This is a genomic window from Paucibacter sp. JuS9 (assembly GCF_044043925.2).
Classification (GTDB): domain Bacteria; phylum Pseudomonadota; class Gammaproteobacteria; order Burkholderiales; family Burkholderiaceae_C; genus JAUASW01.
The window spans coordinates 1,427,010-1,452,393 of sequence record NZ_CP194172.1; the positions used below are offsets into that span (position 1 = coordinate 1,427,010).

General features: G+C 65.2%; 20 protein-coding genes and 2 tRNA genes. 11 read left to right on the forward strand and 11 right to left on the reverse strand.

Going from position 1 to position 25,384, the window contains the following annotated elements; translation table 11 throughout:
• Positions 1–100: 100 nt before the first annotated feature.
• The 3 genes from ABT392_RS06385 to trxA form a co-directional block, all read right to left on the reverse strand.
• On the reverse strand, positions 101–364 hold the full coding sequence (locus ABT392_RS06385) for a type B 50S ribosomal protein L31 (RefSeq protein ID WP_334277059.1): 264 nt from the start codon (positions 362–364) through the stop codon (positions 101–103).
• 225 nt (positions 365–589) lie between these two features.
• A complete protein-coding gene (gene rho, locus ABT392_RS06390; protein WP_282823080.1) occupies positions 590–1,852 on the reverse strand; it encodes a transcription termination factor Rho in 1,263 nt (420 codons plus the stop codon).
• A 241-nt stretch (positions 1,853–2,093) separates the two neighbouring features.
• Entirely contained in the window at positions 2,094–2,423 is a 330-nt protein-coding gene (gene trxA / locus ABT392_RS06395) for a thioredoxin TrxA (RefSeq protein ID WP_334277058.1), read from the reverse strand.
• A 97-nt stretch (positions 2,424–2,520) separates the two neighbouring features.
• On the opposite strand from trxA, the gene ABT392_RS06400 reads away from it, so the two are divergent.
• The 5 genes from ABT392_RS06400 (at position 2,521) to ABT392_RS06420 (ending at position 10,826) form a co-directional block, all read left to right on the forward strand.
• The gene (locus tag ABT392_RS06400; RefSeq protein ID WP_395386287.1) at positions 2,521–5,178 is read left to right on the forward strand and encodes a PD-(D/E)XK nuclease family protein; all 2,658 of its coding nucleotides are present in this window, start codon (positions 2,521–2,523) and stop codon (positions 5,176–5,178) included.
• A complete protein-coding gene (locus ABT392_RS06405; protein WP_464970936.1) occupies positions 5,178–8,396 on the forward strand; it encodes a UvrD-helicase domain-containing protein in 3,219 nt (1,072 codons plus the stop codon). The genes ABT392_RS06400 and ABT392_RS06405 overlap by 1 nt, the downstream gene beginning before the upstream one ends.
• Positions 8,397–8,410: 14 nt before the next feature.
• Positions 8,411–8,487: transfer RNA gene (locus ABT392_RS06410), tRNA-Pro, on the forward strand.
• A 236-nt stretch (positions 8,488–8,723) separates the two neighbouring features.
• On the forward strand, positions 8,724–10,700 hold the full coding sequence (locus ABT392_RS06415) for an OPT family oligopeptide transporter (protein ID WP_334277055.1): 1,977 nt from the start codon (positions 8,724–8,726) through the stop codon (positions 10,698–10,700).
• 49 nt (positions 10,701–10,749) lie between these two features.
• Positions 10,750–10,826: transfer RNA gene (locus tag ABT392_RS06420), tRNA-Arg, on the forward strand.
• Positions 10,827–10,835: 9 nt separating this feature from the next.
• Here ABT392_RS06420 and ABT392_RS06425 read toward each other — a convergent pair.
• Positions 10,836–11,528, reverse strand: coding sequence for a glutathione S-transferase N-terminal domain-containing protein (locus tag ABT392_RS06425; RefSeq protein ID WP_334277054.1), 693 nt, complete (start codon positions 11,526–11,528; stop codon positions 10,836–10,838).
• A gap of 135 nt (positions 11,529–11,663) precedes the next feature.
• Between ABT392_RS06425 and ABT392_RS06430 the strand changes: the two genes are divergently transcribed.
• The gene (locus tag ABT392_RS06430; protein WP_395386285.1) at positions 11,664–12,356 is read left to right on the forward strand and encodes a hypothetical protein; all 693 of its coding nucleotides are present in this window, start codon (positions 11,664–11,666) and stop codon (positions 12,354–12,356) included.
• Between the two features lie 16 nt (positions 12,357–12,372).
• Here the strand turns inward: ABT392_RS06430 and ABT392_RS06435 are convergent, their stop codons facing one another.
• Together ABT392_RS06435 and ABT392_RS06440 are read right to left on the reverse strand one after the other, a co-directional pair.
• Entirely contained in the window at positions 12,373–13,461 is a 1,089-nt protein-coding gene (locus ABT392_RS06435) for a phosphotransferase (RefSeq protein WP_334277052.1), read from the reverse strand.
• Between the two features lie 87 nt (positions 13,462–13,548).
• Positions 13,549–14,256, reverse strand: a complete 708-nt coding sequence (locus ABT392_RS06440) for a Crp/Fnr family transcriptional regulator (RefSeq protein ID WP_334277051.1) — start codon at positions 14,254–14,256, stop codon at positions 13,549–13,551.
• 87 nt (positions 14,257–14,343) lie between these two features.
• Here ABT392_RS06440 and ABT392_RS06445 point away from each other — a divergent pair, with 87 nt between their 5' ends.
• Together ABT392_RS06445 and ABT392_RS06450 are read left to right on the forward strand one after the other, a co-directional pair.
• Positions 14,344–15,117: a class II aldolase/adducin family protein gene (locus ABT392_RS06445; protein WP_395386284.1), complete on the forward strand. Its 774-nt coding sequence runs from the start codon at positions 14,344–14,346 to the stop codon at positions 15,115–15,117.
• A gap of 143 nt (positions 15,118–15,260) precedes the next feature.
• Positions 15,261–17,348, forward strand: a complete 2,088-nt coding sequence (locus tag ABT392_RS06450) for a type IV pilus assembly protein FimV (protein ID WP_464970937.1) — start codon at positions 15,261–15,263, stop codon at positions 17,346–17,348.
• A 49-nt stretch (positions 17,349–17,397) separates the two neighbouring features.
• On the opposite strand, the gene ABT392_RS06455 is transcribed toward ABT392_RS06450, so the two are convergent.
• From ABT392_RS06455 to lptF, 5 genes are read right to left on the reverse strand one after another with little or no spacing between them, the layout of a single operon-like run.
• Entirely contained in the window at positions 17,398–18,546 is a 1,149-nt protein-coding gene (locus ABT392_RS06455; RefSeq protein ID WP_395386282.1) for a pyridoxal phosphate-dependent aminotransferase, read from the reverse strand.
• A gap of 13 nt (positions 18,547–18,559) precedes the next feature.
• Complete coding sequence (locus ABT392_RS06460; RefSeq protein WP_395386280.1) at positions 18,560–19,504, reverse strand: CysB family HTH-type transcriptional regulator; 945 nt, start codon at positions 19,502–19,504, stop codon at positions 18,560–18,562.
• Entirely contained in the window at positions 19,501–19,923 is a 423-nt protein-coding gene (locus tag ABT392_RS06465) for a sirohydrochlorin chelatase (protein WP_395386279.1), read from the reverse strand. Before ABT392_RS06465 ends, ABT392_RS06460 begins: the two co-directional genes overlap by 4 nt.
• Positions 19,920–21,008: an LPS export ABC transporter permease LptG gene (gene lptG, locus ABT392_RS06470; RefSeq protein WP_395386278.1), complete on the reverse strand. Its 1,089-nt coding sequence runs from the start codon at positions 21,006–21,008 to the stop codon at positions 19,920–19,922. Before lptG ends, ABT392_RS06465 begins: the two co-directional genes overlap by 4 nt.
• Positions 21,005–22,102: an LPS export ABC transporter permease LptF gene (gene lptF, locus ABT392_RS06475; RefSeq protein WP_395386277.1), complete on the reverse strand. Its 1,098-nt coding sequence runs from the start codon at positions 22,100–22,102 to the stop codon at positions 21,005–21,007. Before lptF ends, lptG begins: the two co-directional genes overlap by 4 nt.
• 33 nt (positions 22,103–22,135) lie before the next feature.
• Between lptF and ABT392_RS06480 the strand changes: the two genes are divergently transcribed.
• The 3 genes from ABT392_RS06480 to ABT392_RS06490 all read left to right on the forward strand — a co-directional run bounded on the left by ABT392_RS06480 (position 22,136) and on the right by ABT392_RS06490 (position 25,333).
• Positions 22,136–23,596 (forward strand): leucyl aminopeptidase, encoded by a 1,461-nt coding sequence (locus ABT392_RS06480; protein WP_395386276.1) that lies wholly within the window; start codon positions 22,136–22,138, stop codon positions 23,594–23,596.
• Positions 23,597–23,612: 16 nt separating this feature from the next.
• A complete protein-coding gene (locus ABT392_RS06485; RefSeq protein ID WP_395386275.1) occupies positions 23,613–24,038 on the forward strand; it encodes a DNA polymerase III subunit chi in 426 nt (141 codons plus the stop codon).
• Positions 24,039–24,190: 152 nt separating this feature from the next.
• Positions 24,191–25,333 carry a branched-chain amino acid ABC transporter substrate-binding protein gene (locus ABT392_RS06490; protein ID WP_334277040.1) on the forward strand — a complete coding sequence of 381 codons (1,143 nt, stop codon included), beginning with the start codon at positions 24,191–24,193 and terminating at the stop codon, positions 25,331–25,333.
• Positions 25,334–25,384: the final 51 nt, after the last annotated feature.

Consider the following 25,384-nt stretch of genomic DNA (forward strand, 5'->3'; position numbering starts at 1 on the left):
TCTTGTTGTTGTGGGCAGGATCATGCCGGAGTTTGGTGTGGAATAAAAAAAGGCAGCCTGGTGGCTGCCTTTCTTGTGTTGCTGCCGAAGCAGCAGCTTTTTACTTCTTGGCCGGGGTGCCAAGACGTGCAAACTTGTTGCGGAACTTCTCGACGCGGCCGCCCAGGTTGTCGATGCTCTTTTGCTGACCCGTGTAGAACGGGTGCGATTCGCTGGTGGTTTCCAGCTTGACCAGCGGCATGGTCTTGCCGTCGATCTCGATCGTGTCCTTGGTCGAGACGGTCGAACGCGTCACGAATTGGAAGCCGTTGGACTGGTCGACGAAGACCACGTCGCGGTAGTTGGGGTGAATGCCGTCTTTCATGGGAACCTCTTCGCCGTAGCTGTTTCAGTGCCGGGAGCCACGTTCGCACCATGCGAGCGCACTTTCTGGCGGCGGAAAAACGCGGATTGTAGCCTAAAAATGCAAAGCGCCACCCTGAGGTGGCGTTTGAAGGCTACTCCTCAACGACCCGGCCGGCTCGCGCAGGACGCGAGCTGGCGTTCGTGAGGCGTTGGACATGCCGCAGGGCATGTCCTCGGTCCCCACTTACCCACCGCGACGCATCATGTCGAAGAAGTCGTGGTTGTTCTTGGAGGCCTTCATCTTGTCGAGGATGAATTCCATCGCCTCGATCTCGTCCATGTTGTAGAGCAGCTTGCGCAGGATCCAGCTCTTCTGCAGGATCTCTGGCTTCAGGAGCAGCTCCTCGCGGCGGGTGCCGGACTTGTTGATCAGGATCGAAGGGTAGACGCGCTTCTCGGCCATGCGACGGTCCAGATGGATTTCGCAGTTGCCGGTGCCCTTGAACTCTTCATAGATCACTTCGTCCATGCGGCTGCCGGTGTCGATCAGCGCGGTGCCGATGATGGTCAGCGAGCCGCCTTCCTCGACATTGCGGGCCGCACCGAAGAAGCGCTTGGGGCGCTGCAGCGCGTTGGCATCCACACCGCCGGTCAACACCTTGCCGGAGGAGGGCAGGACGTTGTTGTAGGCGCGGGCCAGGCGGGTGATCGAGTCCAGCAGGATGATCACGTCCTTCTTCATTTCGACCAGGCGCTTGGCGCGCTCGATCACCATTTCGGCGACCTGCACGTGGCGCGCGGCCGGTTCGTCGAAGGTGGAGGAGATGACCTCGCCGCGCACGGTGCGCAGCATTTCGGTCACTTCTTCCGGACGCTCATCGACCAGCAGCACGATCAGGTGGCAGTCGGGATGGTTCGCCACCAGCGCATGCGCCAGGTGCTGCATCATCACCGTCTTGCCGGTCTTGGGCTGGGCCACCAGCAGGGCGCGCTGGCCTTTGCCGATGGGCGCGATCAGGTCGATGATGCGGCCGACCGTGTTCTCGTCGCCCTTGATGTCGCGCTCGAGCCTGAACTGTTCCTTGGGGAACAGCGGGGTCAGGTTCTCGAACATGATCTTGTGCTTGCTCTCCTCGGGCGTCGAGCCGTTCACGCGGTCGACCTTGACGAGGGCAAAGTAGCGCTCGCCGTCCTTCGGGACGCGCACTTCACCTTCGATCATGTCGCCGGTGTGGAGGTTGAAGCGGCGGATCTGGCTCGGAGACAGGTAGATGTCGTCGGTCGAAGCCATGTAGCTGGCTTCGATGGAGCGCAGGAAGCCGAAGCCGTCGGGCAGCACTTCGAGCACGCCGTCGCCGAACACCTGTTCGCCGGCCTTGGCGCGCTTCTTCATGATCGCGAACATCAGCTCCTGCTTGCGCAGGCGGGCGACGTTGTCGATCTCGAGCTCTTCGCCCATCTTGATCAGGGCCGAGACGTGAAGCGCTTTCAGTTCGGAAAGATGCATGGATTAACCCTGGTGGGTGGTCGCAAGGCCCTGCCAAGAGCCTTGGGACAAATACTTCGGCGACCAGCACTGTCTGTGGAATCAGGCCGCACGGACTGCGCGGCAGGAACCATCACAAACACACAAAAAACACGGGAAGCTTGGGCGCCGAGTCCACGCGCCGCGAGGGGCGTGTTGGCAGTTCTGCTGTCGCTGCGAGGTGGACTCTGGCGAGTGCCTCGCGGCGACAGGTTGGAGCGAATTATAGATTGGCGTCCAGGAAGGCCGTCAACTGGGCCTTGGAAAGTGCGCCAACCTTGGTGGCGGCGAGCTGGCCGCCCTTGAACAGCATCAGGGTCGGGATGCCGCGGATGCCGAACTTGGCCGGCACTTCGCGGTTCTCGTCCACATTCATCTTGGTGATCTGCAGCTTGTCCTGATAGTCCTTGGACACGTCGTCCAGGATCGGGGCAATCATCTTGCAGGGGCCGCACCATTCGGCCCAGTAGTCGACCAGCACCGCTTTGTCGGCCTGGAGCACATCGGCATCGAAGGATGCATCGGAAATATGTTTGATCAGTTCGCTGCTCATGGAATGTCCTTGGGCGGGCCGAGCCGGCCGGGGTTCAATGCACAATGATTCTGACACAAAGGTCTGAGGCCCTCAGGGCAGAGGGGCAAGGGGAAGAATGGACGGTCTGAGAGAGGCTGAAAGGGACGGCGCCAGCAGCGTGACCTGCCTGCCGCTGGATGCGCGGCACGGGGCGGCGACGATCTGGTCCCGGGTCGCCGAACAGGCTGGCCGCTGGTTGACCGAGCGCGGCCTGCAATCCCGCGACGCCGTGCTGATACTCCCGTTTGCCCAGCACCTGGCGCCGGCACGGCGCGCCTGGATGCAGCAGGGGAGCTGGCTGCCGCGCGTTGAAACCACCCACAGCCTGGCTTCCGCGCTGGCGCCTTCCGGCCTGGCTGAGGCCCTGCAGATCACGTTTGATGCGGCCATCGACGCCTTGAGCGCCAAGGCCTTGCTGGCCCAGCAGAGCTGGGCGCAGGCCTTGCGGCGCCAGGATGGCCGCGCATTCGATCTCGCAGTTGATCGTTTGGTGGAAGCGGCGCAACAGCTGTTGCGGGCGGCCCATCAGCGGGCGCCGCAGCAGCGCGAGGCCTTCTGGGCCGAGGCGCGGATCGCCGTGCAGGCTGAAACGCCGGGCCGCTTCGAGTCGGCGCTGGCCCAGGTGGCGCTGGAATGGGCCGCTTCAGACGCCCGCCCGGCTGCCACTGATGTGCTGTTCGATCTCCGCCCAAGCGCATGGATCGTGTTGCAGGCCGGCGGCGCCGATCCCCTGGCGCAGGCGCTGTTGCGCCGCGCTGCCGAGCGCGGCATTCCCGCGCTGGCCTTGATCGCCGATGTGGCTCTGGACGAGGTCGCCCATGCACCGGCGCTCCTTGAACAGGCCTTGTGTGAAGACTTCGAAGACCTGGCGCAATGCAGCGCTGCATCGGTGCTCGCTCACCTCCATGCCGGGCGTGCGCCGGTCGCGCTGATTGCGCAAGACCGCGTGCTGTTGCGCCGTGTGCGAGCACTGCTGGAGCGCCGTGGCGTGGGCCTGGCCGATGAAACCGGCTGGACGCTGGCGACCTCGCCGGCTGCCGCCCATTTGATGAGCCTCTTGCGCGCCTGCTCTGCGCAAGCAAGCCTGGATGAATGGCTGGCGCTATTGAAGAGCGAACCCTGCCGGCAGTTGCGCGGCCATCTCGACGAGCAGGCCTTGCCAGCTCTGGAGGCGCTGTGCCGCAAGCGCGGCTGGCGCACGCCGCAATCGGTGCGCTTTGATGACTTGAGCGAAGCAAGCCTCAGCCTTTGGCGCCTGGCTCGCAGCGCGGTGCGTCAGTTCACCGAGGGCCCTGCCGAGCGCAGCCTGCAAGACTGGCTCGATGGCTTGAAGCAACTGCTGCAGCGACTGCAGGCCGACGAGCCGCTGCTGGCGCTGGATGCCGGCCAGGCCTTGCTGGATGCCCTGTGGCTGCAGCGCCAGCCCTGGCCCGGAAGCGCGCATGAGCACATGCTGCTGAACACCGAGCTGGACCATGCCGGTTTCCTGGCCTGGATAGACCAGACGCTCGAAGCCCAGCAGTACCTGCCACCGGCGCCCGATCAGGCGCAGGTGATCGTCACGCCTTTGGCGCGGGCGATGTTGCGACCCTTCGGCGCCATCGTCTTGCCGGGCGCTGATGCGCAGCTGGGCGCAGCCACGGCCGGGCCGGCGCTGATCAGCGATCGCCTGGCCACGCGACTGGGCCTGCCAAGCCTGCAGCAGCGCCGCGAGGCCAGCGCCCTGGCCTTCGCGCAGCTGCTGCGAGCCGATGCGTTGACGCTGCTGCGCTGTACCCGCCAAGGCAGCGAGCCGCTGGCCGCAAGCCCTTTGCTGGATCGCCTGTCAATGGCCCTGCAGCAGGCGGGTCTTGCCGGCATGCAAGTCTGGTCTGATCCGCGTGCCGCGACGGAGATCGCTCCTCGGCCACAGGGCCGTGCCGCGGCGCAGGCGCCGGGGCGGGTGCCGGCGAGCTTGTCGGCCAGTGCCATCGAATCCTTGCGAGATTGCCCGTACCAGTTCTTCGCCCGTGTTCAGCTCAAGCTGCAGGATTCGCCCGAGCTGGAAGCCGAGTTGGACAAGAGCGACTACGGCAGTTGGCTGCATGCGCTCCTTCATCGGTTTCATGAGCAACGCGGCGAGCAGCCCGATGCTGAGCTGCTGACAAAGTTGGCCGATGAGCTGGCAAAAGATCTGGCGCCGGCCGAGTTTTTGCCTTACCGCTCCAGCTTTGACCGCTTTGCCGTTCGCTATCTTGAATGGCTGGCCGCGCACGAAGCCGCTGGTGCGCAGTACGAAGCCGGCGAGCAGTCGCGCGAGCTCCAGCCTTGGGCCGACGCCAGCCATGCGCTGGCGCCCCTGGTCTTGCGAGGCCGGCTCGATCGGATCGATCGACAGGCCGATGGCTCACTCTTGCTGATCGACTACAAGACCGGCAGCGCGGCTCGCCTGAAAGAGAAAGTGGCGCGGCCGCCCGAAGACACCCAACTGGCTGTCTACGCAGCCTTGATGCGCGATTCAGGCGCGATGCTGCAGGCGCTATACCTGGCGCTGGACGACAGCAGCGGCATTGTTGCCGTGAATCATGCGGAAGTCGAACAGAGTGCGGCATTGCTGCTGAATGGGCTTGAACAGGACCTGCTGGCCATGGAGCAGGGCGCGCCATTGCCGGCGCTCGGCGAAGGCAGGGCCTGCGGCTTCTGCGAGATGCGTGGACTGTGCCGGCGCGACGACTGGTCTGAGGAGGCCTTGTGATGCAAGCCGCCTATACCGTCGACGGTCGCCAAGTCGAGCGCAGCCGCTTCTATGCAACTGCCTGCGACCCGCGCCGCAGCGTGGTGGTCGAGGCTTGCGCCGGCGCCGGCAAGACCTGGATGCTCGTCTCACGCATCCTGCGCGCCTTGCTGGACGGCGTGGCGCCGCAGGACATCGTGGCAATCACCTTCACCCGCAAGGCCGCCGGCGAGATGCGCCAGCGCCTGTCCGAATGGCTGCGAGAGTTCTCGCATTGCAGCGCCGAGCGTCGCATTGATGAATTGATCGCGCGCGGCATGTCGGCTGACGAAGCGCGCGCTACCGAGCCCATGCTTGCCGGATTGCAGGAGCGGCTGCTGAGTCAAGGTCGCTCGGTCGAGATCCGCACCTTCCACGCCTGGTTCGCGCAGCTCCTGCGCGTGGCGCCGCTGGAGCTCTTGCAGCGTGAGGGAATTTCGGCCGAGCTGCAATTGCTGGAAGACGAGAGCGAGCTCTTGCCGCAGCTCTGGCAGCGCTTCAATACGACGGTGCTCGCCGATGCGGCGCTGCTGTCCGACTATCAATCGCTGGTCTCCGAGCGCGGCCGCAACAGCTTGCAGCGCTGGCTGGAGTCGGCCTTCGACAAGCGAGTCGAGCTGCGTCTGGCTGAAGCTGCGCTGATGGACGGCATGCCGGGCGCGGAGGCCATCGGCCCCGAGTTCGCTGGTCTGGACGACCCCTTGCAGAGGTTTGCTGGCCTGCGCCAGCGGCTGGCCGACCTGGCCTTGCTGCTGGGCGCGGCCAAGGGCGCCAAGTCGCGTACTGCCGCAGGCCAGATCGAACAAGGGCTGGCGCAGACAATCGATGAGGCTGCATTCGGCGGCGTCTGGGCTGCGCTTTTCACAGCCAAGGACGAGCCGCGCAAGGGCCTGGGCGACGACCCCGAGATCGCGGCCTGCATGGATGAGCTCGAGCGGCTGGCTCGCGCCCGCGCCCAGCATCGAGCGCGGGAAGACCATCGCCGCATGTCGCGCCTGGCGCTGGTCCTGATCAAGGAGTTCGAACGCATCAAGCGCCAACGCGGCCTGGTCGACATGAATGACCTCGAGCGCGGCGCGCTGGCGTTGCTGGCTGACCCACAGCTCTCCGGCTGGGTGCAGCAGCGGCTGGACGCGCAGGTTCGCCATCTGCTGATCGACGAGTTCCAGGACACCAGCCCCTTGCAATGGCATGCGCTCTACGGATGGCTTGCTTCCTATGCTGGCGCCGGGGCCAATGCGCCTGCTGTCTTCATCGTGGGCGACCCCAAGCAAAGCATCTACCGCTTCCGCCGAGCCGAGCCGCGCGTGTTCGCGGCCGCCCGCGAATTTGTGCAGCAGGCCCTGAGCGGCGCGGTGCTGGCCTGTGATCACACGCGGCGCAATTGCTTGCCGGTGCTGATTGCCGTCAACGAGGTGTTCGAGTCGGCTCGGGCGGCGCTGCAGTATCCGGATTTCCGCGCGCACACGACCGAAGTCGCGGCGCCGGGCGCACTCGATGGGCTGTTCCATCTCGATGTCATCGCCGCGGCAGCCGACAAGGATGATGCTCATGCCGTATCGCGTTGGCGGCCGTCATTGAGTGAGGCGCGCCGGGAAGCTGAGTTGCACCGTCGCGCGGCTGAGGCGCAGGTTGTCGTCGCGGCGATTGCCGAGTTGCTGGGTCGAGGCGAATTGCGACCGGGCCAGATCTTCGTGCTGGCCCGCAAGCGCGAGCCGCTGCGCGTGCTGGCCCAGGCGCTGAAGGCCGCGGGCATCGCGCATGCCGCGCCTGAAGACCAGGCCTTGCTCGATTCGCCCGATGTGCGCGACCTGCTTGCGCTCTTGGATGTGCTGGCTTCGTCCGGCCACAAGCTGTCGCTCGCCCACGCGCTGCGCAGCCCGCTGTTTGGCGCGAGCGAAGAAGACCTGTTGTGGCTGGCCGATCAAGCGGAGAACTTTGACGGCAGTTGGTGGAGCGCGCTGCACTCTGGCGACACTGACCCTGCGCCCGGCGAAGCGCTGCCGCGCGCGGCCCGCCTGCTGGCCGCCTGGTCGGCCCGTGCGGGCCGCTGCAGCCCGCATGAGCTGCTCGACCAGATCGCCCATGAGGGCGAACTGCTGCCGCGCTTGCTGGCCGTGGTCCCCCCCTCTGAGCGGCGCTCTCGGGTCCATGCAATCGAGGCTCTGATCGCCCTGGCGCTTGACCTCGATGGTGGCCGCTACGCCAGCCTCTACGGCTTTGTGCGTGCCTTGAAGAGCAGGGCGCTGAAGTTGAGTGCGCCGGTCGAGAGCGAGGCCGTGCAGCTGTTGACTGTGCATGGTGCCAAGGGCTTGGAAGCCGAGGTCGTGTTCCTGCTTGATGCTGAAGCCGGCCCCGCGCGCGCCGAGAGTGCGACGCTGCTGATCGATTGGCCCGTGCATGCCAGTCATCCCACGCGCGTCGCCTTTCTGGCCTCTGAGAGCAAGGCACCGCCTGCATTGCAAGCCCTGCTGGATGAGGAACGCACGCAGCGGCAGCGCGAAGAACTCAATGCGCTTTATGTGGCGATGACGCGAGCGCGCTCCCGCCTTGTACTGAGCCGCACGCCTGCGTTGCGGGCGAGCAGCCAGGCCACGTGGTGGGGGCGATTGCAGGCCTTGTCGGTCCAATGGCAGCCGGATTCCGACGCGCCAATGAAAGGAGAAGCGCAGCCTGCACAGTGCCTGGAGCTGCCTGCCGCGCCGCCGCTGCCGCCGCCGCGTGTCCAGTCCGGCGGTGAGGCCGAAGACGCCGCCAGCGCGGCGCTCGGTGAAGCCCTGCATCGCGTGCTCGAGTGGGCCAGCGGACCGGCGCCGCAAGCCTTGCCTCGCTTGTTGGCCAGTGCGGCCCAGATGTATGGGCTTGATGCCAAGCGGACCCAGGCGCTGGAGCGCAGTGCCACGGCGATTCTTCAAAGCAAGGAATGCGCGCCGTTCTTCGCGGCAGATCAGCTCTTGTGGGCAGGCAACGAAGTGGCCGTGAGCCTCGATGGCATGGACCAGCGCATCGACAGGCTGGTCTGCACGATCGACAAGACCTGGTGGGTGCTCGACTACAAGTTGAACCCGGTGCCGGAGCGAAATCCGGACTATGTCGAACAGCTTCGGCGTTACCGTCGTGCGGTTCTCGCGCTGCAGCCCGGAGAAAATATTCGCACTGCTTTCATCACTTCGGACGGAAGGCTCGTGGAATCAGGCTAGAATGGCTGTCTTGTCGGAGTGTAGCGCAGCCTGGTAGCGCACCTGCTTTGGGAGCAGGGGGTCCAAGGTTCGAATCCTTGTACTCCGACCAAGATGGTTCAAAGCAAGCCCGCATCGAGTTTCTTGGTGCGGGCTTTTGCCTTTGCGGGCCTCTGCGCGTCTGCCTTTGTTGAGAGCGTTTTTCAGTGCGATGTCCTCGGGCAAGCCCGACTGCCGACACGGCAGTTGCCCGCAGACAATCGCGCGCCAGTTTCCCTGGCAGCAGCCCACAAGGCACGCAGCGGCTCCTCTGCAGCCGCCCTCGTCACCGATCAAGAAGCGATACCCATGGCCATTCTTCAGCTTAGCGACGAACAGATCCGCACGATGACGCGGGCCGAAAAGGACCAATGGTGGTTCAGCAAGGTCTATCGCGACGACATGGCGCAATTGACACTGCGCTCGGCCCTGATGGGTTTCTTCCTCGGTGGCATCCTTTCGGCCACGGGCCTTTATATCGGCGCGAAGACCGGCATCACGTTGGGCGTTGGCCTGACCTCGGTGATCCTCGCCTTTGCGCTGTTCCGCATCCTGCACGGCGCCGGCCTGGCGGCCGACTTCACGATCCTCGAGAACAACTGCACCCAGTCCATTGCCACGGCCTCGGGCTATGTGGTGAGCCCGCTTTATGCAGGTCTCGGTGCCTACATGCTGGTGACCGGCAACATCCCGCCGTGGTGGCAGATCACAGTCTGGATGATCGTCGTCGCCATCCTTGGCGTGCTGGTGGCCTTCCCGATGAAGCGCCGCTTCATCAATGAAGAGCAGCTGCCGTTCCCCGAGGGGCGCGCCAGCGGCGTAGTGCTGGATTCGCTCTACACCGGCGACGCCGGCGAAGGCATGTTCAAGGCCCGCATCCTTGGCTTCACGGCCCTGGGCGCCGCGATCTACCAGGCCATCATCAGCGATGGCTGGATGAAGCTCCTGCAGGTCAAGACCTTTGGCGCTCAAGCCGCCTGGGTGCTGCACGAGCGCATCGACACCTATTACTACCAGGCGGCTGCCAAACTGGACTGGGTGATCCCGAAAATTCTCGGCACCGACCTGCGCGTGCTGGGCCTGCGCGCCACGCTGGACGTGGCCATGATTGGCACCGGCGGCCTGATGGGTATCGCGGTTGCCACCAGCTGCCTGATCGGCGCGGTGGTGAACTTCGTGCTGCTGGCGCCGCTGATGATCCAGCTCGGCGATATCGCGCCCCGCATCGCCCCCAATGGCTCGGTCGTGGCGCTGAACCGCGTCGAGATCGTCAATCAATGGTCGCTGTGGTGGGGTGTGACGATGATGGTGGTGGGCGCCATGGTGAGCCTGGCCGCCAAGCCCGAGCTGTTCACCGGCGCCTTCAAATCGATCTTCGGCAAGAAGAAAGCGGGCGCGCCCACCGTCGGCTCCGATGTGCTGGGTGGCATCGAAGTGCCGCTGTGGCTGTCCTATGTCGGTGTGCCGATCTTCAGCGTCATCGGCGTCTGGCTGACTCACACATTCTTTGGCGTGCCCTGGTTGCTGTGCTTCATCTCGCTGCCGCTGATCTTCATCCTGACGGTGATCTGCGTGAACTCGATGGCGCTGACCTCCTGGACCCCGACCGGCTCGCTGTCCAAGATCACGCAGTTCTCGATGGGTGCCATCGACAGCAGCAACCCGGCCAGCAACCTGCTGCCCGCAGCCATGACGGCCGAGGTGGCAACCAATGCCAGCAACCTGCTCTCCGACATCAAGGCCGGCTACATGCTCGGCGGCAAGCCGCGCCATCAGGTGGTCGGCCATGTGATCGGCATCTTTGCCGGCGTGCTGGCCTGCGTGCCGCTGTTCTTCCTGCTCTTCCTGCAGCCGGATGCCAATGGCGTGCGCACCACTGCCTCAATGATCTCCGACCAGTTCGCCATGCCGGCCGTCATGCAGTGGAAGGGCGTGGCCGAGCTGATCGCCAAGGGCGTCAAGGGCCTGCCGAGCTCGGCTGTCATGGCCATGGCGATTGCCGCCGTCGTGGCGCTTGTGATGGAAGTGACCCGCATCGTCACCAAGGGCCGCTTCAAGCTGTCTTCCGTGGCCATCGGCCTGGGCGTGGTGCTGCCGCCGGAGTCGGTGTTCGCGATGTTTGCCGGCGCCCTGATGTTCTGGGTCATGGGCCTGCGTCACAAGAAGACGCCGGGCACCTTGGGGCATCGCATCTGGGTGGAATGCTGCGAGCCGATCTGTGCCGGCCTGATCTCGGGCGCAGCGCTGATGGGCATCGGCAACGCCATCATCAATGTGCTGATCTGATACAGCAGGGGCTACCGCGAGGTGTCCCCATGCGAGAATTCGCCGCTCGCTGCCCGTAGCTCAACTGGATAGAGCAGCTGCCTTCTAAGCAGCAGGTCGGGGGTTCGAGTCCCTCCGGGCAGGCCATCACCGGCTTCAGTGGCGCTTGTACTGCGTGGCGCCGAAGAGGTTTTCGCGTGCGGTCTCGTCCATCATGGGTTTGCGGGCGGCCGCCAGCACTTGCACGCCGCGCTGCACGGCCGGCCGTGAGGCGATTTCGTCGAACCAGCCTTTCAGGTGCGGGAACTCGCTCATCTCAACGCCCTGGTTCTTCCAGGATCGCAGCCAGGGGAAGACGGCGATGTCGGCGATGCTGTACGCCTTGCCGCCGATGTAGGGGCTCAGGCCCAGGCGCTTGTTGATCACGTTGTAGAGGCGATGTGCCTCGTTGCTGTAGCGCTCGATGGCGTACTCGATCTTCTCGGGCGCGTAGATGCGGAAGTGGTGCGCCTGGCCCAGCATCGGGCCGACGCTGCCCATCTGGAACATCAGCCATTCCAGGACTTCGTATTTGGCTGCCGTGCCTGCAGGCAGATACTTTCCCGTCTTGCCTGCCAGGTAGAGCAGGATGGCGCCCGACTCGAACAGCGAGAGCGGCTTGCCATCGGGCCCCTCGGGGTCGACGATGGCCGGTATCTTGTTGTTGGGGCTGATGGCCAGGAACGCCGGGTCGAACTGGGCGCCGCTGCCAATGTCCACAGGGATCACCCGGTAGGGCAGGCCGCATTCTTCCAACATGATGTGAACCTTATGCCCGTTGGGCGTTGCCCACGAATAAACTTCAATCATTTGTCGGTCTCCATACGGCCACCCGCGCGGCTCATCAGCGGCTCCGGCCGGCCAAATGCATTGTCCTGACTCATGGTAATTAAGCAAGTCAAAAGCTGGTTTGTCGCCCGTGCCAATGCGGCCCGATGGCGGGGTGTGGCCGATTGGGCCGACAGCCGTCATGCGGTCTTCAAGCAGATACGCGATGGTCGCGGTTTCGTGATCGAGCAGCCCAAGGCCACGCCGGGCGGCCTGCGCATCGAATGGGGTCCATCGCAGCGCAGCTACATCGTCGGCCATGAGCTGCGCATCCGCTGCGAGCTCAAGCTGCATTCCGATTTGCAGATGATGGTGCTGGCGCGCGAGCTGATGGAGTCGCTCGAGAACACGGTTTTCGAGGCCTACACAGACACACTCAAGACCCGCGTCGATACCGACACTCCGGAAGAGATGCGCTGGCTGGTCATGTTCCCCAAGCTCGGCAATATCGCCTCCAAGCTGGTGCGTTCACGCTTTGGTGCCGTGGGTGTCAACAAGGAGCTGACCACCGCGTGGATCGATGGTGACCTGAGTCCGGCGCTGGTGCAGGCCAGCCAGGACTTGCTGCCGGCCAACCGGGCGTTCGTGCTTCTGACCATGCGCGGCAACGCCTATCTGCGTACCTCGATGGAGGAGCCGGTCCTGGAGCAGATCCAGTCCTTCGTGAAGCTGATGGAAGTGGCGGGCCGTGAAGCACAACGCGTGAACGGCCGCCTTGCCGATAGCGGCCCCTGGCCTACGACTTCGTCGATTGCCTGGCAAAGCCAGCCACCTGACGAAGAGCCCACCAGCCCGCCGCCGCGCGACTGAGCGGCCTCGCTCGAGCTCAGCGCTGCGAAGCAGCGCTTTTCTGCGCGAACTGCCAGCCCAGTTCCGCCATCGGTCGCGCCCCGGCGCCGGCTTCCCGGGCCTTGTCGCTCGAGGCCGTGCCGGCTTCCACCCGCTTGGCAATGCCTTGCAGAATGGCAGCGATGCGGAACAGGTTGTAGGCGAGGTAGAAGTTCCAGTCGCGCATCACGGCGTCCACGTCCATGCGGCCAGTCCGCTCACAATAGCTGCGCACATAGGCCAGCTCATCCGGGATGCCCAGCGCTGCCAGGTCGCGGCCGCCAATGCCGCGAGCTGCGCCCGAAGTCTGGATGTGCCAGGACATGCAGTGGTAGCTGAAGTCCGCCAGCGGGTGTCCGAGTGTCGAGAGTTCCCAATCGAGCACCGCGATCACGCGCGGCTCGGTCGGGTGAAACATCAGGTTGTCCAGGCGGTAGTCGCCATGCACGATGGACACTTCGGCCTCGTCGCGGGCAGAGGCCGGGATGTTGGCCGGCAGCCATTCGATCAGCCGGTCCATCGCCTCGTTCGGCTGCGTGATCGAGGCCTGGTACTGCTTGCTCCAGCGGCCGATCTGGCGTTCGAAGTAGTTGCCCGGCTTGCCGTAGCCGGCCAGGCCGATGGCGGCGAAATCGACTTGGTGCAGTGCGGCGATCACCCGGTTCATCTCGCGATAGATCGCGCTGCGCTCCTCATTGCTCATGCCGGGCAGTGATTGGTCCCACAGCACACGGCCTGCCATGAACTCCATGACATAGAAGGCGCGGCCGACGATGGCCTCGTCTTCGCACAGCGCAAGCATCTGGGGCACCGGGACCTGGCTGCCTTGCAAGGCGCTCATCACCGCGTACTCGCGCTCGATGGCGTGGGCTGAGGGCAGGAGCTTGGCCACCGGCGCGGGCTTGGAGCGCATCACATAGCTGCGCCCTGGCGTAACGAGTTTGTAGGTCGGGTTTGATTGGCCGCCCTTGAACTGCTCGATCGTCAGCGGGCCGGCAAACCCCGGTACGTGGCTGGACAGCCAGCCGGCCAGCGCCTCGCTGTCGATGGCTTGGGAAGGTGCTCGGGTGCCGGTGTTCTCGTCCATGGGTGCTGCTTCTCCTGGGCCGATTGTGGGGCGAGACCCGGCCCCGGGCAGTCGCTTGAGTGACGTGCTGTTGGGCGACCTGCTGACTTACTTGCTAGCTATCGCCAGCAGCTTGTCCTTGCTGAGTACCACGAGGCGGGTCGGTTCCACGCGCACCGCGCCATCGCGCTCGAAGCCCTTGAGCTCCTGGTTCACGCGCTGGCGCGAGGCGCCCAGCATCTGCGCCAGATCTTCCTGGGCCAGTTGCAGACCGATGCGGATTTCTTCCTCGCCCTGCGGCACACCGTAGGAGCGCGCCAGCAGCAGGATCTGCTTGGCCAGGCGCGAAGCGAGCGGCCGGGTGTTGAGGTCTTCGACCACGTCGAACATCAGACGCAGGCGGCGGCAGTTCAGGCGCAGCAAGGCTTCGTACAGCTCGGCATGCCTGGACAGCAGGTCCTTGAAGTCGGGCTTGCGGATGACCAGCAGCGTGGTGTCGCCATGCGCCGTTGCGTCATGCGTTCGGGGCAGGCCGTCGAAGAGCGAGATGTCGCCGAACCAGGTACCCGGCTCGACGTAGGTCAGGGTGATCTGCTTGCCGGAGAGCGAGACCGAGCTGATGCGCACAGCGCCCTTGGCCACGCCGCACCATTCCTCGGCGGGCTCACCGCGGCACGAGAGCAGGGCGTCGTCGCCCAGGCGGCGCACGGTGGCGCGCGAGAGGATGTCGGTGCGCAGGGCAGGGGAGAGCTTGGAGAACCACGAGCCTGCTTCAATGCTGCTGCGTTCGGATGCTGTGAGAACCGTGCTGTTCATGGGCTTGTCGCTGACGTGACAGCAAGGGCTTGCCGTCCTTGCCTATTGTCCACGAGCCGCCCCAACCCTTGCTTGACCGGAGCTCCCATGTCGCACCACCTGAATGAAACCTCGTCGCGCCGCGAGACTTGCAGCCCGGAGGAATGGGCCTTGCGCGTCGATCTGGCTGCGGCCTACCGGCTGGTCGCACTGTTCGGCTGGGACGACCTGGTCTTCACACACATCAGTGCGCGGTTGCCAGACAGGCACGACGAATTCCTGATCAATCCCTACGGCCTGATGTTCGATGAGATCACGGCCTCCAGCCTGGTCAAGGTCGACATGAACGGCAACAAGCTCGAGGAGTCGCCCTTCCCGGTCAACCCGGCCGGTTTCACCATTCATAGCGCGGTGCATGCGGCGCGGCCCGATGCGCAGTGCGTCTTGCATACGCACACGCTCAATGGCGTGGCGGTGTCGGCACAACGCGGCGGTGTGCTGCCGATTTCCCAGCATTCGATCTTCGTGCTCTCGAGCCTGGGCTATCACGACTATGAAGGCGTGGCGCTGCGCGACGAAGAGAAACCGCGGCTGGTCGCCGACCTCGGCAAGAACAACTACCTGATGCTGCGCAACCACGGCTTGCTGACCGTCGGGCGTTCGGTGGCCGAAGCCTTCCAGGCCATGTATTTTTTCGAGGCGGTCTGCAATATCCAGATCCGGGCCCAGGCTGGTGGTGGCGAGTTGATCCAGGTGGACCCGGCGATCATCGCCACTGCCCAGGAGCAGGCGCGCCAGGTCACCAAGGGGCAGGGCGGTTCGCTCAGCTGGCCGGGCCTGCTGCGCCGGCTGGACCGACGTCTGCCCGGATACGAGTGCTGAATCACCGAGTCAAGGGGAGTCCCCCGGGGAGAGATGTAACTCTCCGTGATAGAGTGCCCGGCATCCAAGCTTTGCCTGTTGGCATGGAGCCTGTCATCAGCGCGCGAACTAGCAAATCCGAGGTACCGAAGCTCGCCCCACTGATGCTGGCGGTGTTGCTGCTCGGTGCGCAAAACAGTGCCCAGGCTCTGGGCGTCGGTCGGCCGCTGACCTTGTCGGCGCTGGGGCAGCCGCTCAACCTCCTGTTCCCCATCCAGCTGGGTGCCGATGAAGCAATGACCCCCGATTGCGCGCGCGCCGAAGTGATTGCGGGCGAGAGCCGCATCCTTGCCACGCAGGTGCAGGTGCAGCTGGAAGGCGAGAGTGACAGCACGGTGCGCGCGGTGCGCGTGCAAAGCCTGGTGCCGGTGGACGAGCCGCTGGTCACGGTCACCCTGTCGCTGGGCTGCCCGACGCGCTTCACCCGCCAGTTCACTGCCTTTGTCGACCCGCCCAGCCTGCGAACCGATCTGCCGCAGGAGGCCCGCCTGCCCGACACCTCGGTGCGCAGCTACTCGCCGCAACTGCGTGCCGCGCTGTCGACCGCAGATGCCAAGCCCGGTCAGTTGCTGGCGCCCACAGCAGCGCCGGTGCCCGCGCCGCAGCTGGCTCAGACGCCCACCGAGGCCGCATCCGCGCCAGCTCCGGCGCCCAAGCCAGCCGCGCCGCGTCGGCCGGCCGGCAATGCAGACGTGAGTGTGGCCGCTGCCGGCGAGGCTGATGCAGCGAGCGCACCGGCCCGCGCTGCGTCGGCCAGCAAGCCCAAGGCAAAGGCAAAGCCGCCTCGCAAGCCTGCCACCACGACGCAGGCCAGTGCGGGCGGCGCGACGGGTGCCAAGCCTGCACCGGTGGTCCGGCCGCGCCTGCAGCTCGAAGCTGCGGAGCCGCTGGAAACGGCGCTGCCTGCCTCCGCGCCCTTGCCGATGGCGAGTGCGCCCGACGCCGGCGCCGAACGCATCAAGCGCCTCGAGGAAAGCCTGCAGCGCATCCAGACCCAGAACAAGGAAACGACCGACAAGCTGGCCCTCTTGCGCAGCCAGCTGGAGCAGGAGCATTCGGCCCGCTACCAGAACCCGGTCGTCTATGTGCTGGCCTTGCTGCTGGCGGGCCTCGCGGCTTTCTGCGCCTATCTGTGGCGTGCCCGTGCACGGGACCGTGCCCTGCATGAATCAACCTGGTGGAACGAGGCCAAGGAGCATGCACCGCACGGCAATCGCATGCTCCGCGAACCCGAGGCCATGGGCCTGGCCGGCGCCAGCATGCCGATGCAGCTGGATGACTTGCCGCCCGAGCCGGCAACGATTGCCGTCCCTGTGCCAGCGCCAGCGCAGTCGCCAGCGTCGGCGGCCAACAGCCTGGCGGCCCGCCTGAGCGCAGCCGACCTGGACCAGACCGACCTCCTGCGCGCCGTGGAAACGCCGGACCTGGACAGTGGCGGCCATTCGACCATCGCCATTCCGCAGCTGGGCGACTTCGTCAGCGACTCGATGCTGATGCCCGATTCCTCGCTGCGCCGCCCGGCCTACAGTGAGCCGCTGTCCATCTCGCTCGTCGAGCAGACCATTCCCCTGGACACGCGTCCGGCATCGGCACGCAATGCCGAAAAGCCGCTGTCGGTGGAAAGCCTGATCGACCTGGAGCAGCAGGCCGAGTTCTTCATGTTGCTGGGGCAGGAGGGTGCTGCCATCGAGCTGCTCAGCAGCAAGCTGCGCGGCGTCAGCAGTCCTTGGCCTTACCTGATGCTGCTGGAGATCTACCAGCGCCAGAACGACCGCTCGGCCTTTGAATTGGTGGGCGAGAGCTACGCCCATCAGTTTGGCGTGCCGCCACTTGACTGGGATTGGCCGTTGGGCGATGGCCCGGGCCTGCTCACCTGCCCTGAAGTGCTGCACACGCTGGAGAAGATCTGGATCGACAACGCCGCCTGCATGGACCTTTTGCGCGGCCTCTTGTCGCGTGGTGGTCAGTGGCAGGGCGGCAAGGTGGCATTGGCGCCGTCGGACCTGCAGGACCTGGCGCTGATGCGCGACATGCTGACGCTCTATCTGGTGGCGCGCGACCTGGCCGAGCACCCGGCGCGTACGGCGGCGGAGTCGGTGGACCTGGTGCTGCCGCTGGACAGCAGCGCGTCGAACGGCCTGGACCTGGAGCTCGACCTGGACATCACCGGCGAGACACCTGCCTCGCCGTGACGCCCGGCCCAGGCTTCAGAGCCTGGCGAGCTTCTAGCGAAAGCTGCCCTCAGAGTGAGGCCAGCTTGTCCAATGCCCGCTGCAGGGTTGCCTCGGTCTTGGCAAAGCAGAAGCGGATGACCCGCTGAACCGGCGCTTCGACACTGAAGGCCGACATCGGAATCGCCGCCACGCCCACCTCGCGCGTGAGCCAGGCACAGAAATCGGCGTCCGCCATGTCGCTGATTTCCGAGTAATCGACGCACTGGAAGTAGCTGCCCTCCGAGGCCAGCAGGCGCAGCCGCGTGCCAGCCAGGCCGGCCCGGAACAGGTCGCGCTTGGCCTGGTAGAAGGCCGGCAAGTCCAGATAAGGGGCTGGGTCTGCCATGTAGCTGGCCAGGCCGTGCTGCATCGGCGTGTTGACTGTGAACACGTTGTACTGGTGGACCTTGCGAAACTCGGCCATCAAGGCCGCCGGTGCGGCCACATAGCCGACCTTCCAGCCGGTCACGTGATAAGTCTTGCCGAAGCTCGAGACGATGAACGAGCGTTCGGCCAGGCCTGGGAACCGCGCCGCGCTTTGGTGCGATGCGCCATCGAAAACCATGTGCTCGTAGACCTCGTCGCTGACCACCAGCACCTCGCTGCCGGCCAGCAGCGCTTCCAGCTGGCGCATCTCGGCTTCGGTCCAGACCGTGGCGCTCGGGTTGTGCGGCGTGTTGATGACGATCGCCCGCGTGTCTGGCGACAGCGCCGCGGCGATGCGATCGAAGTCGGGCCGGTAGGTCTGCGGGTTCAGCGGCACCCGCACGACGCGGCCGCCGGCCAGCTCGATATTGGGTGCATAGCTGTCATAGCAGGGCTCGAGGACGATCACCTCATCGCCCGGGTGCACGACGGCCAGCAGCGCCGTGAGGATGCCTTGTGTGGCCCCGGCGGTGATGGTGATCTCGCGATCGGCGTCGTAGCCGTGACCATAGAGGGCCGCGATCTTGGCGGCGACGGCCTGACGCAAGGCCGGCACGCCGGCCATCAAGGGGTACTGGTTGTGGTCGGCCCGCATGGCCGCGTCAACGGCATCGATCAACCGGCGGTCGCAGGCGAAATCCGGGAATCCCTGGCCCAGGTTGACGGCGCCATGCTGTGCGGCCAGCGCCGACATGGTGGAAAACACGGTGGTGCCCACATGGGGCAGGCGGCTTTGCAGGGTCAGCGGCATCTCGATATTGAATTCAAAGTCCGTAGTCGCTCGCCTCGCCGCCCATGGCGCGCTCCAGCAGCGGGCGGTTCAGGCGGTCGGACAGCAGTTCGGCGAAAGCGTAAACATAATTTCTCAGGTACGCGCCGCGCTTGAAGGCAATGCGGGTGACGTTCTGGCCGAACAGATGGCCGAGCGGTCGCGACACCAGATCGCCGCCCGGCGGGTCTTCGCGCACCGCCATCTCGGCCACGATGCCGATGCCCATCCCCAGGCGCACATAGGTCTTGATCACGTCGGAGTCGATGGCTTCGAGCACGATCTGCGGCGTCAGATGGCGGCCGGCGAATGCCCGGTCGATGCGGGTGCGCCCGGTGAAGGTCGGGTGGTAGGTCACCAGCGGCTCGGCAGCCAATTGCTCCAGCGAGACATGCTCCTCTCTTGCCAGCGGATGGTCCACCGGCATCACCAGCACATGCTGCCATTCATAGCAGGGCAGGGTGACGAGCTCGGGCATCTGGGCCAGCGACTCGGTGGCCAGTCCCACGTCCGCGCTGTCATCCATCAGCATGCGCGCCACCTGATCCGGCGTGCCCTGGTGCAGGCTGACGCGCACCTGCGGCAGCTGCCTGCGCAATTGCGCCACCGGCCCGGGCAGCACATAGCGCGCCTGCGTGTGGGTGGTGGCGATGGACAGCGTGCCGGTGTCCTGCTTGGAGTATTCCTCGCCGATGCGCTTCAGGTTGTTGACCTCGCGCATGATGATCTCGACCGACTTCAGCACCTGCAGGCCCGGCTCCGTGATGCGGCGCAGGCGCTTGCCGTGGCGCGAGAAGATGTCGATGCCCAGCTCTTCTTCCAGCTCCAGGATGGCCTTGGAGACACCTGGCTGCGACGTGAACAAGGCCTTGGCGGTCTCGGTCAGGTTGAGGTTGCGGCGCGCCGCTTCCTGGACGAAACGGAACTGGTGCAGGTTCATGATGGCTTGACCGTCGGGGCGGCTGTGTTCAACCAGTCCAGCGTGGCGCCGGCCATGGCCTGGATGACGGCCGGATGCTCGCCAATTGCGGTGTGCAGCTGCCATCGCACCGCCGGCCCATGCTGCTGGCGCAGCGCCTCGACCAGAGGCGGCACATCGCGCCGCACGTGGCCGCTGGCACCGAGAAAGAGCGGCATGACGTCGATGCGGCGGCAGCCCGCGCTGACCAGTTCCCGCGCCGCTTCTTCGAGGCCGGGCGACATGAATTCGAGAAATGCCAGGCGCATGACCAGCTCCGGCCTCTGGCTGGCAATCTGCGCCAGCACCGCTTCAAAAGGCCGCGCCCAGGCCGGGTCGCGCGCGCCGTGGGCAAACAGCAGGAGGCCGGTCTTCTGGTTCATCGGGTTTGTCGTATTCATCGGTAGCGCACCAGCCAGCCGAACGCCGCCAGTGACATCAGAAGGTAGAGCATGCTGGGCGCGCCCGCCACCGCCCAGGGGGTCAGGTCTTGCAGCAGGCCCAGGTGGCCGGCGAGGCTGTTCAACAGCGAGAAGCTGATGCCCAGCATGATGCCGCCGAACACCTTGAAGCTGATGCCGCCGCCACGGGCATGCAGGTAGGCAAAGGGCAGGGCCAGCGCCACCATCACCAGGCAGGCCAGGGGCTTGAAGGCGCGCTGCCAGAACTGGATCTGGTAGGCCTGGGCAGACTGCTCCTGCGCCGACAGATGCTGGGTATAGCGATAGAGCTCGGTGGTTGTCATGGTGTTGGGGGGCAGCACAGCGGCGGCCACAACACCCGAGGTCAGCGAACTTTGCCAGGCCGACTCAACCAGGGTTTCGTCGCTGATCTTGCCGGCGCTCCAGCGAGTGCGCTGCACATCATGCAGGCGCCACATGCCCTTGCCATCGACGCTGGCCGATGCGGCGGCCAGGCGGCTCAGGAGTCCGCCGGTGGCGTCGAACTCGAAGATGCGGACCTGGCGCAGCTCGCCATTGGCGCTGGCCTGTTTGACATGGATGGAATAGCTGCGTCCGCCTTGCACCTCGCGGTCTTTCAGCCAGGCACCGCCGCGGCTGGGCGCCACGCCGCCGGTGGCGACGGCGCGCGTCAGTTCGGCCTGACGCTCGAACCAGGGCGCGGCGTAGTCGCCCACTGCGAAGGTCAGCGCCGCGAACGCCAGGCCCAGGGTGGCCAGGAGCGCCAGCGCGCGGCCGGGCCCCAGGCCACCGGTACGCAGGATGGTGAACTCGCTGGACTGGGCCATGCGCGCCAGCGCATAGATGCTGCCGATCAGCACCGCGATAGGAAAGAGCTCGTAGAAATGGCCCGGCAGCTCCAGCAGAGCCAGCAATGCGGCGCGGCCGGCACCGGCGCCAGCGCGGCTCATCCGGTCCAGCTCCTCGACGAAGTCGATGAAATAGAACAGTGACAGGAATGCCAGAGCGACGAAGAACACCGAGCTGACGATGTCGCTGTAAAGCAGGCGGCGGACGGTTTTCATGGCAAAGCAACCGCCTTCCTGCGCACGAAGCTGAGGCAGTTGCCCTGCTCACGCAGCCAGATCAAGGTCATGGCCAGCAGGATCGCGCCGCCGTGCACACCGATCAGGGCCTTGAACATGCTCGCCCGGCCACTGCCGACCCAGGACTGGCTGAGATTGATCAGGTTGAAATAGACGACGAAGCTCAAGAGCGCGAACAGCATGCTCCAGTTGCTCGGCCGGCGCGGATTGGTGGCCGACATGCCTATGCCCAGCAGCGTCATGTTGACGCAGCCGAGTATCAGGCCCAGGCGCCAGGTCAGCTCGCCCTGGTTCTTCTGTGTCGGGTCGCTGATCAGCTCCAGGGTGCTGCGCGCCTTGGGCGGTAGCTGGTCAGCTTGGCGCACCACCTTGCGGTCGGTCAGCACGCGGTATTGCTCGAAGCGTGCCAGCATCTTCTCGCCGTTGTCCTTGTTGATTTCGTTGCGCTGGCCGTTGTCCAGCACCAGGTAGCGGTCTTCGTCGGCAATCTCGATGCGGCCCTTGTGCGAGGTGGTCACCGATTCGCGGCTGGCCTGGTCAGCGAGGATGAAGACATTGCGACCGGTCTGCATGTCGTCGCCATCGCGCTCGATGAAGAAGACCTTGGAACCGTCGCGCGAGCTCTGGAACTTGCCCGGCGCCACGCGCGAGAGGTCGCTGCGGCGCTCGTAGCGCTCCTTCAATTGCGCGCTGTTGCGGTTGCCCCAGGGCCAGACGATCAACTCCAGCACCACCACAGCCAGGATTACCGGCACAGCCAGGCGCAGCACAGGCTTGACGAAGCGGGTCAGACCGATGCCGCTGGCGAACCAGATCGTCATCTCGGACTCGCGGTACATGCGGCCCAGTGTGGCCACGATTGCCACGAACAGCGACAGCGTCAGCATGGTGGGCAGATGTCCGAGGGCCAGATAGCCCATCATCAGGAGCACGTCCTGAGGTGCCACGGAGCCCACGGCCGCCTGGCCTATCGTGCGTATCAGCATGATGGTCAGGACGATGGTCAGGATCACGACGAGGGTGACGCCGAAGCTGCGGGCCAGCTCTTTGCGCACAGTGGAATCGAATAACATCCGCACACTTTTTATCTTCTATACCGAGACATTATGGACTTCCGTACTCTGTCGGCGTCGCAAGACGCCCTGGCCGGCACCAGCGCCGACGCGCTCCTGCTCGTGGTGGCCGGCGACAAGCTGCCGGCAGGCCTGGACAAGGCCCTCGCTGCAGCCGTTGCCGACGCAGTGAAGCTGGGTGATTTCGAATTCAAGGGCGGCCGCACGCTGGCGCTGCAGCGCCCCGCTGGCATCAAGGCGCCGCGCCTGGTGCTGGCTGCCGCTGGCAAGGGCAGCTTGAAGGCGGCGCGCGCCGCGCTGTCGTCGGCGCTCGGTCAATTGAAGGGGCGTGGCGCTGCGCATGCGGCTGTCGCCTTTGTCGGCTTCGAAGCCAGCGTTGAAGCGCTTGCCGAGCAGACCGTGCAGGCGGTCGCCGAATCGGTCTACGTCTACCGTCATACCAAGCCCAGCGCTCCAGCAGCTGGCGCCTTGGCCAAGGTCAGCCTGATCACCAGCAAGGACGACGCCAAGGCCGCCAAGGCTGGCCTGGCTCGCGGCGAGGCGATTTCCGCCGGTATCGAGCTGGCGCGCGAGTGCGCCAACCGCCCGGGCAATTACGCCACGCCTACCTACCTGGCCGAGCAGACCAAGGCGCTGGCCAAGAGCCATGGCATCAAGGTCGAGGTGTTGGACCAGAAGGCGGTCGAGAAGCTCGGCATGGGCTCCTTCATCTCGGTGGCCAAGGGCTCGGACGAGCCGCTGCGCTTCATCGTTGCCCGCTACGAAGGCGCGGCCAAGTCGGTGGCGCCGGTGGTGCTGGTGGGCAAGGGCATCACCTTCGACTCGGGCGGCATTTCCCTGAAGCCGGGCGCCGAGATGGACGAGATGAAGTTCGACATGGGTGGCGCCGCCTCGGTGCTGGGAACCTTGCGCGCTGTGGTCGAACTTAAACCCAAGCTGAACCTGGTCGTCATCATCGCTGCTTGCGAGAACATGCCCAGCGGCCGTGCTTTGAAGCCGGGCGATGTGGTCACTTCGATGTCGGGCCAGACGATCGAGATCCTGAACACCGACGCCGAAGGCCGCCTGATCCTGTGCGATGCCCTGACGTATGCCGAGCGCTTCAACCCGGCCGTGGTGGTGGACGTGGCCACGCTGACCGGCGCCTGCGTCATTGCCCTGGGCGGCATCCGCAGCGGCATGTATGCCAGCGACGACGAACTGGCGGCATCGCTGACAGCGGCGGGCGAAGCAGCGCTCGATCTGTGCTGGCGCATGCCGCTGGACGATGACTACGAAGAAGGCCTGAAGAGCAACTTCGCCGACGTGGCCAACGTGGGTTCTCGCGCCGGTGGTTCGATCACCGCCGCCAAGTTCCTGCAGCGCTTCGCCTCGAAGTACCGCTGGGGCCATCTGGACATCGCCGGCACGGCCTGGAAGGGCGGCGCATCCAAGGGTTCGACCGGTCGCCCGGTGGGCCTCCTGACCCACTTCGTGCTGTCGCAGGCGAAGTAAGCACCTCAGCACAGGCATGACCCAGGTCAGCTTCTATACCGGCGTGCCGGACCGGCTGGCCTACTGCTGCCGCCTGCTGCGCAAGGCGCAGCAGAGCGGTGCGCGGGTGGGCATCCTGGCGCCCGCGGCCATGCTGGACAGGCTGGACGCGGCGCTCTGGAGCTTCGAGGCCACTGAGTTCGTGCCCCATATGCGCTGGCAGCCGAACAAGCCCGAGCTGATGGCCGCCACGCCGCTGCTGCTTGCCGAACGGGCCGAGCAGTTGCGCGGCTGGCCGGTGCTGCTGAACCTCGGCCCCGAGATGCCCGACCCGATCGAGGCCTTTGACCGGATTCTCGAGGTGCTGTCGCGTGATCCCGAGCAGGTGCAGCTCGGCCGTCAGCGCTTCAAGCGCTACAAGGAACTCGGCCACCAGCTCGACCATCACGAGGTGAAGACCTGAGTGGCTGAGTTGAGCGCTGCCCGCACAGGCGCAGCGCTGACTTTCCCCTCTGGAGCGGACCCCGCATTTCGGGTAAGGTCCGCGCCGCTGCAGTCCCCTTTTTATTGATCGATACAGACCGGGCGCTTTCCTGCCCACTCCGGAGGTATTCAATGCAAATCAAGATGAATCTGATCGTTGGCGCGGCCGCACTGGCACTGGGTGGTGTTGCCCAGGCCCAGGAGATGGAGGTCAAGATCGGCCATGTGGCCCCGGTCAGCGGCACGGGCGCGCATCTGGGCAAGGACAATGAGCTGGGCGCCAAGTTCGCCATTGACGAGCTCAACGCCAAGGGCGTGATGATTGGCGGCAAGAAGGTCAAGCTGGTGCTGCTGGCCGAAGACGACGCGAGCGATCCGAAGCAGGGCACGGCCGCAGCGCAGAAGCTGGTGGACTCCAAAGTCAATGGCGTCGTGGGGCACCTGAACTCCGGCACCTCGATCCCGGCCTCGAAGATCTATTTCGACGCCGGCATCCCGCAGGTTTCGCCTTCGGCCACCGACGTGGCCTACACGGCCAAGGGTTACAAGACCGCCTTCCGCATCGTGGCCAACGACGGCCTGCTGGGCGGCGCTCTGGGTCGCTATGCCGTCAACACGGTCAAGGCCAAGTCCATTGCCGTCATCGATGACCGTACGGCCTATGGCCAGGGCGTTGCCAAGGAATTCGAGAAGAGCGTCAAGGCCGCGGGCGGCAAGGTCGTCGGCCATGAATACACCACTGACAAGTCGACCGACTTCTCCATCATCCTGACCAAGCTGAAGGCCAAGCAGCCGGACCTGATCTTCTTCGGCGGCATGGACGCCGTCGGCGGCCCGCTGCTGCTGAACATGAAGAAGCTGGGCATCAAGGCCAAGTTCATGGGTGGCGACGGCATCTGCTCGGCCAAGCTGCCCGAGTTGTCGGTCGGTGCCATGGCGGACGAGCAGGTCATCTGCGCCGAGGCCGGTGGTGTCGAAGGTGAGGCGAAGAAGTCCACCGACGCCTTCAAGGAAGCCTTCAAGAAGAAGTACGGCGTCGAGGTGCAGATCTATGCCCCCTATGTCTATGACGCTGTGAATGTGCTGGTTGCTGCCATGGTCAAGGCCGGCTCGGCCGAACCGGCCAAGTACCTGCCGGTGCTGGCCAAGACGACGGATTACAAGGGCATTACCGGCAATATCACCTTTGATGCCAAGGGCGATATCAAGAACGGCGCCCTGACCCTGTTTACATACAAGGGCGGCAAGCGCGACCAAATTGCCGTGGTGCGCTGATACATCTGCTTGCAATTTCTCTCCGCGAAAGCCCACTTCGGTGGGCTTTTT

Bases quoted from the DNA above. Each gene is read 5' to 3' on its own strand.
- ABT392_RS06490 (WP_334277040.1), top strand. From the start codon at position 24,191: ATGCAAATCAAGATGAATCTGATCGTTGGCGCGGCCGCACTGGCACTG.
- ABT392_RS06480 (WP_395386276.1), top strand. From the start codon at position 22,136: ATGGACTTCCGTACTCTGTCGGCGTCGCAAGACGCCCTGGCCGGCACC.
- ABT392_RS06405 (WP_464970936.1), top strand. From the start codon at position 5,178: ATGCAAGCCGCCTATACCGTCGACGGTCGCCAAGTCGAGCGCAGCCGC.
- ABT392_RS06415 (WP_334277055.1), top strand. From the start codon at position 8,724: ATGGCCATTCTTCAGCTTAGCGACGAACAGATCCGCACGATGACGCGG.
- ABT392_RS06440 (WP_334277051.1), bottom strand. From the start codon at position 14,256: ATGAACAGCACGGTTCTCACAGCATCCGAACGCAGCAGCATTGAAGCA.
- ABT392_RS06400 (WP_395386287.1), top strand. From the start codon at position 2,521: ATGGACGGTCTGAGAGAGGCTGAAAGGGACGGCGCCAGCAGCGTGACC.
- rho (WP_282823080.1), bottom strand. From the start codon at position 1,852: ATGCATCTTTCCGAACTGAAAGCGCTTCACGTCTCGGCCCTGATCAAG.
- ABT392_RS06485 (WP_395386275.1), top strand. From the start codon at position 23,613: ATGACCCAGGTCAGCTTCTATACCGGCGTGCCGGACCGGCTGGCCTAC.
- ABT392_RS06385 (WP_334277059.1), bottom strand. From the start codon at position 364: ATGAAAGACGGCATTCACCCCAACTACCGCGACGTGGTCTTCGTCGAC.
- lptF (WP_395386277.1), bottom strand. From the start codon at position 22,102: ATGTTATTCGATTCCACTGTGCGCAAAGAGCTGGCCCGCAGCTTCGGC.
- ABT392_RS06435 (WP_334277052.1), bottom strand. From the start codon at position 13,461: ATGGACGAGAACACCGGCACCCGAGCACCTTCCCAAGCCATCGACAGC.
- ABT392_RS06450 (WP_464970937.1), top strand. From the start codon at position 15,261: ATGCTGGCGGTGTTGCTGCTCGGTGCGCAAAACAGTGCCCAGGCTCTG.
- lptG (WP_395386278.1), bottom strand. From the start codon at position 21,008: ATGAAAACCGTCCGCCGCCTGCTTTACAGCGACATCGTCAGCTCGGTG.
- trxA (WP_334277058.1), bottom strand. From the start codon at position 2,423: ATGAGCAGCGAACTGATCAAACATATTTCCGATGCATCCTTCGATGCC.
- ABT392_RS06465 (WP_395386279.1), bottom strand. From the start codon at position 19,923: ATGAATACGACAAACCCGATGAACCAGAAGACCGGCCTCCTGCTGTTT.
- ABT392_RS06445 (WP_395386284.1), top strand. From the start codon at position 14,344: ATGTCGCACCACCTGAATGAAACCTCGTCGCGCCGCGAGACTTGCAGC.
- ABT392_RS06455 (WP_395386282.1), bottom strand. From the start codon at position 18,546: ATGCCGCTGACCCTGCAAAGCCGCCTGCCCCATGTGGGCACCACCGTG.
- ABT392_RS06425 (WP_334277054.1), bottom strand. From the start codon at position 11,528: ATGATTGAAGTTTATTCGTGGGCAACGCCCAACGGGCATAAGGTTCAC.
- ABT392_RS06460 (WP_395386280.1), bottom strand. From the start codon at position 19,504: ATGAACCTGCACCAGTTCCGTTTCGTCCAGGAAGCGGCGCGCCGCAAC.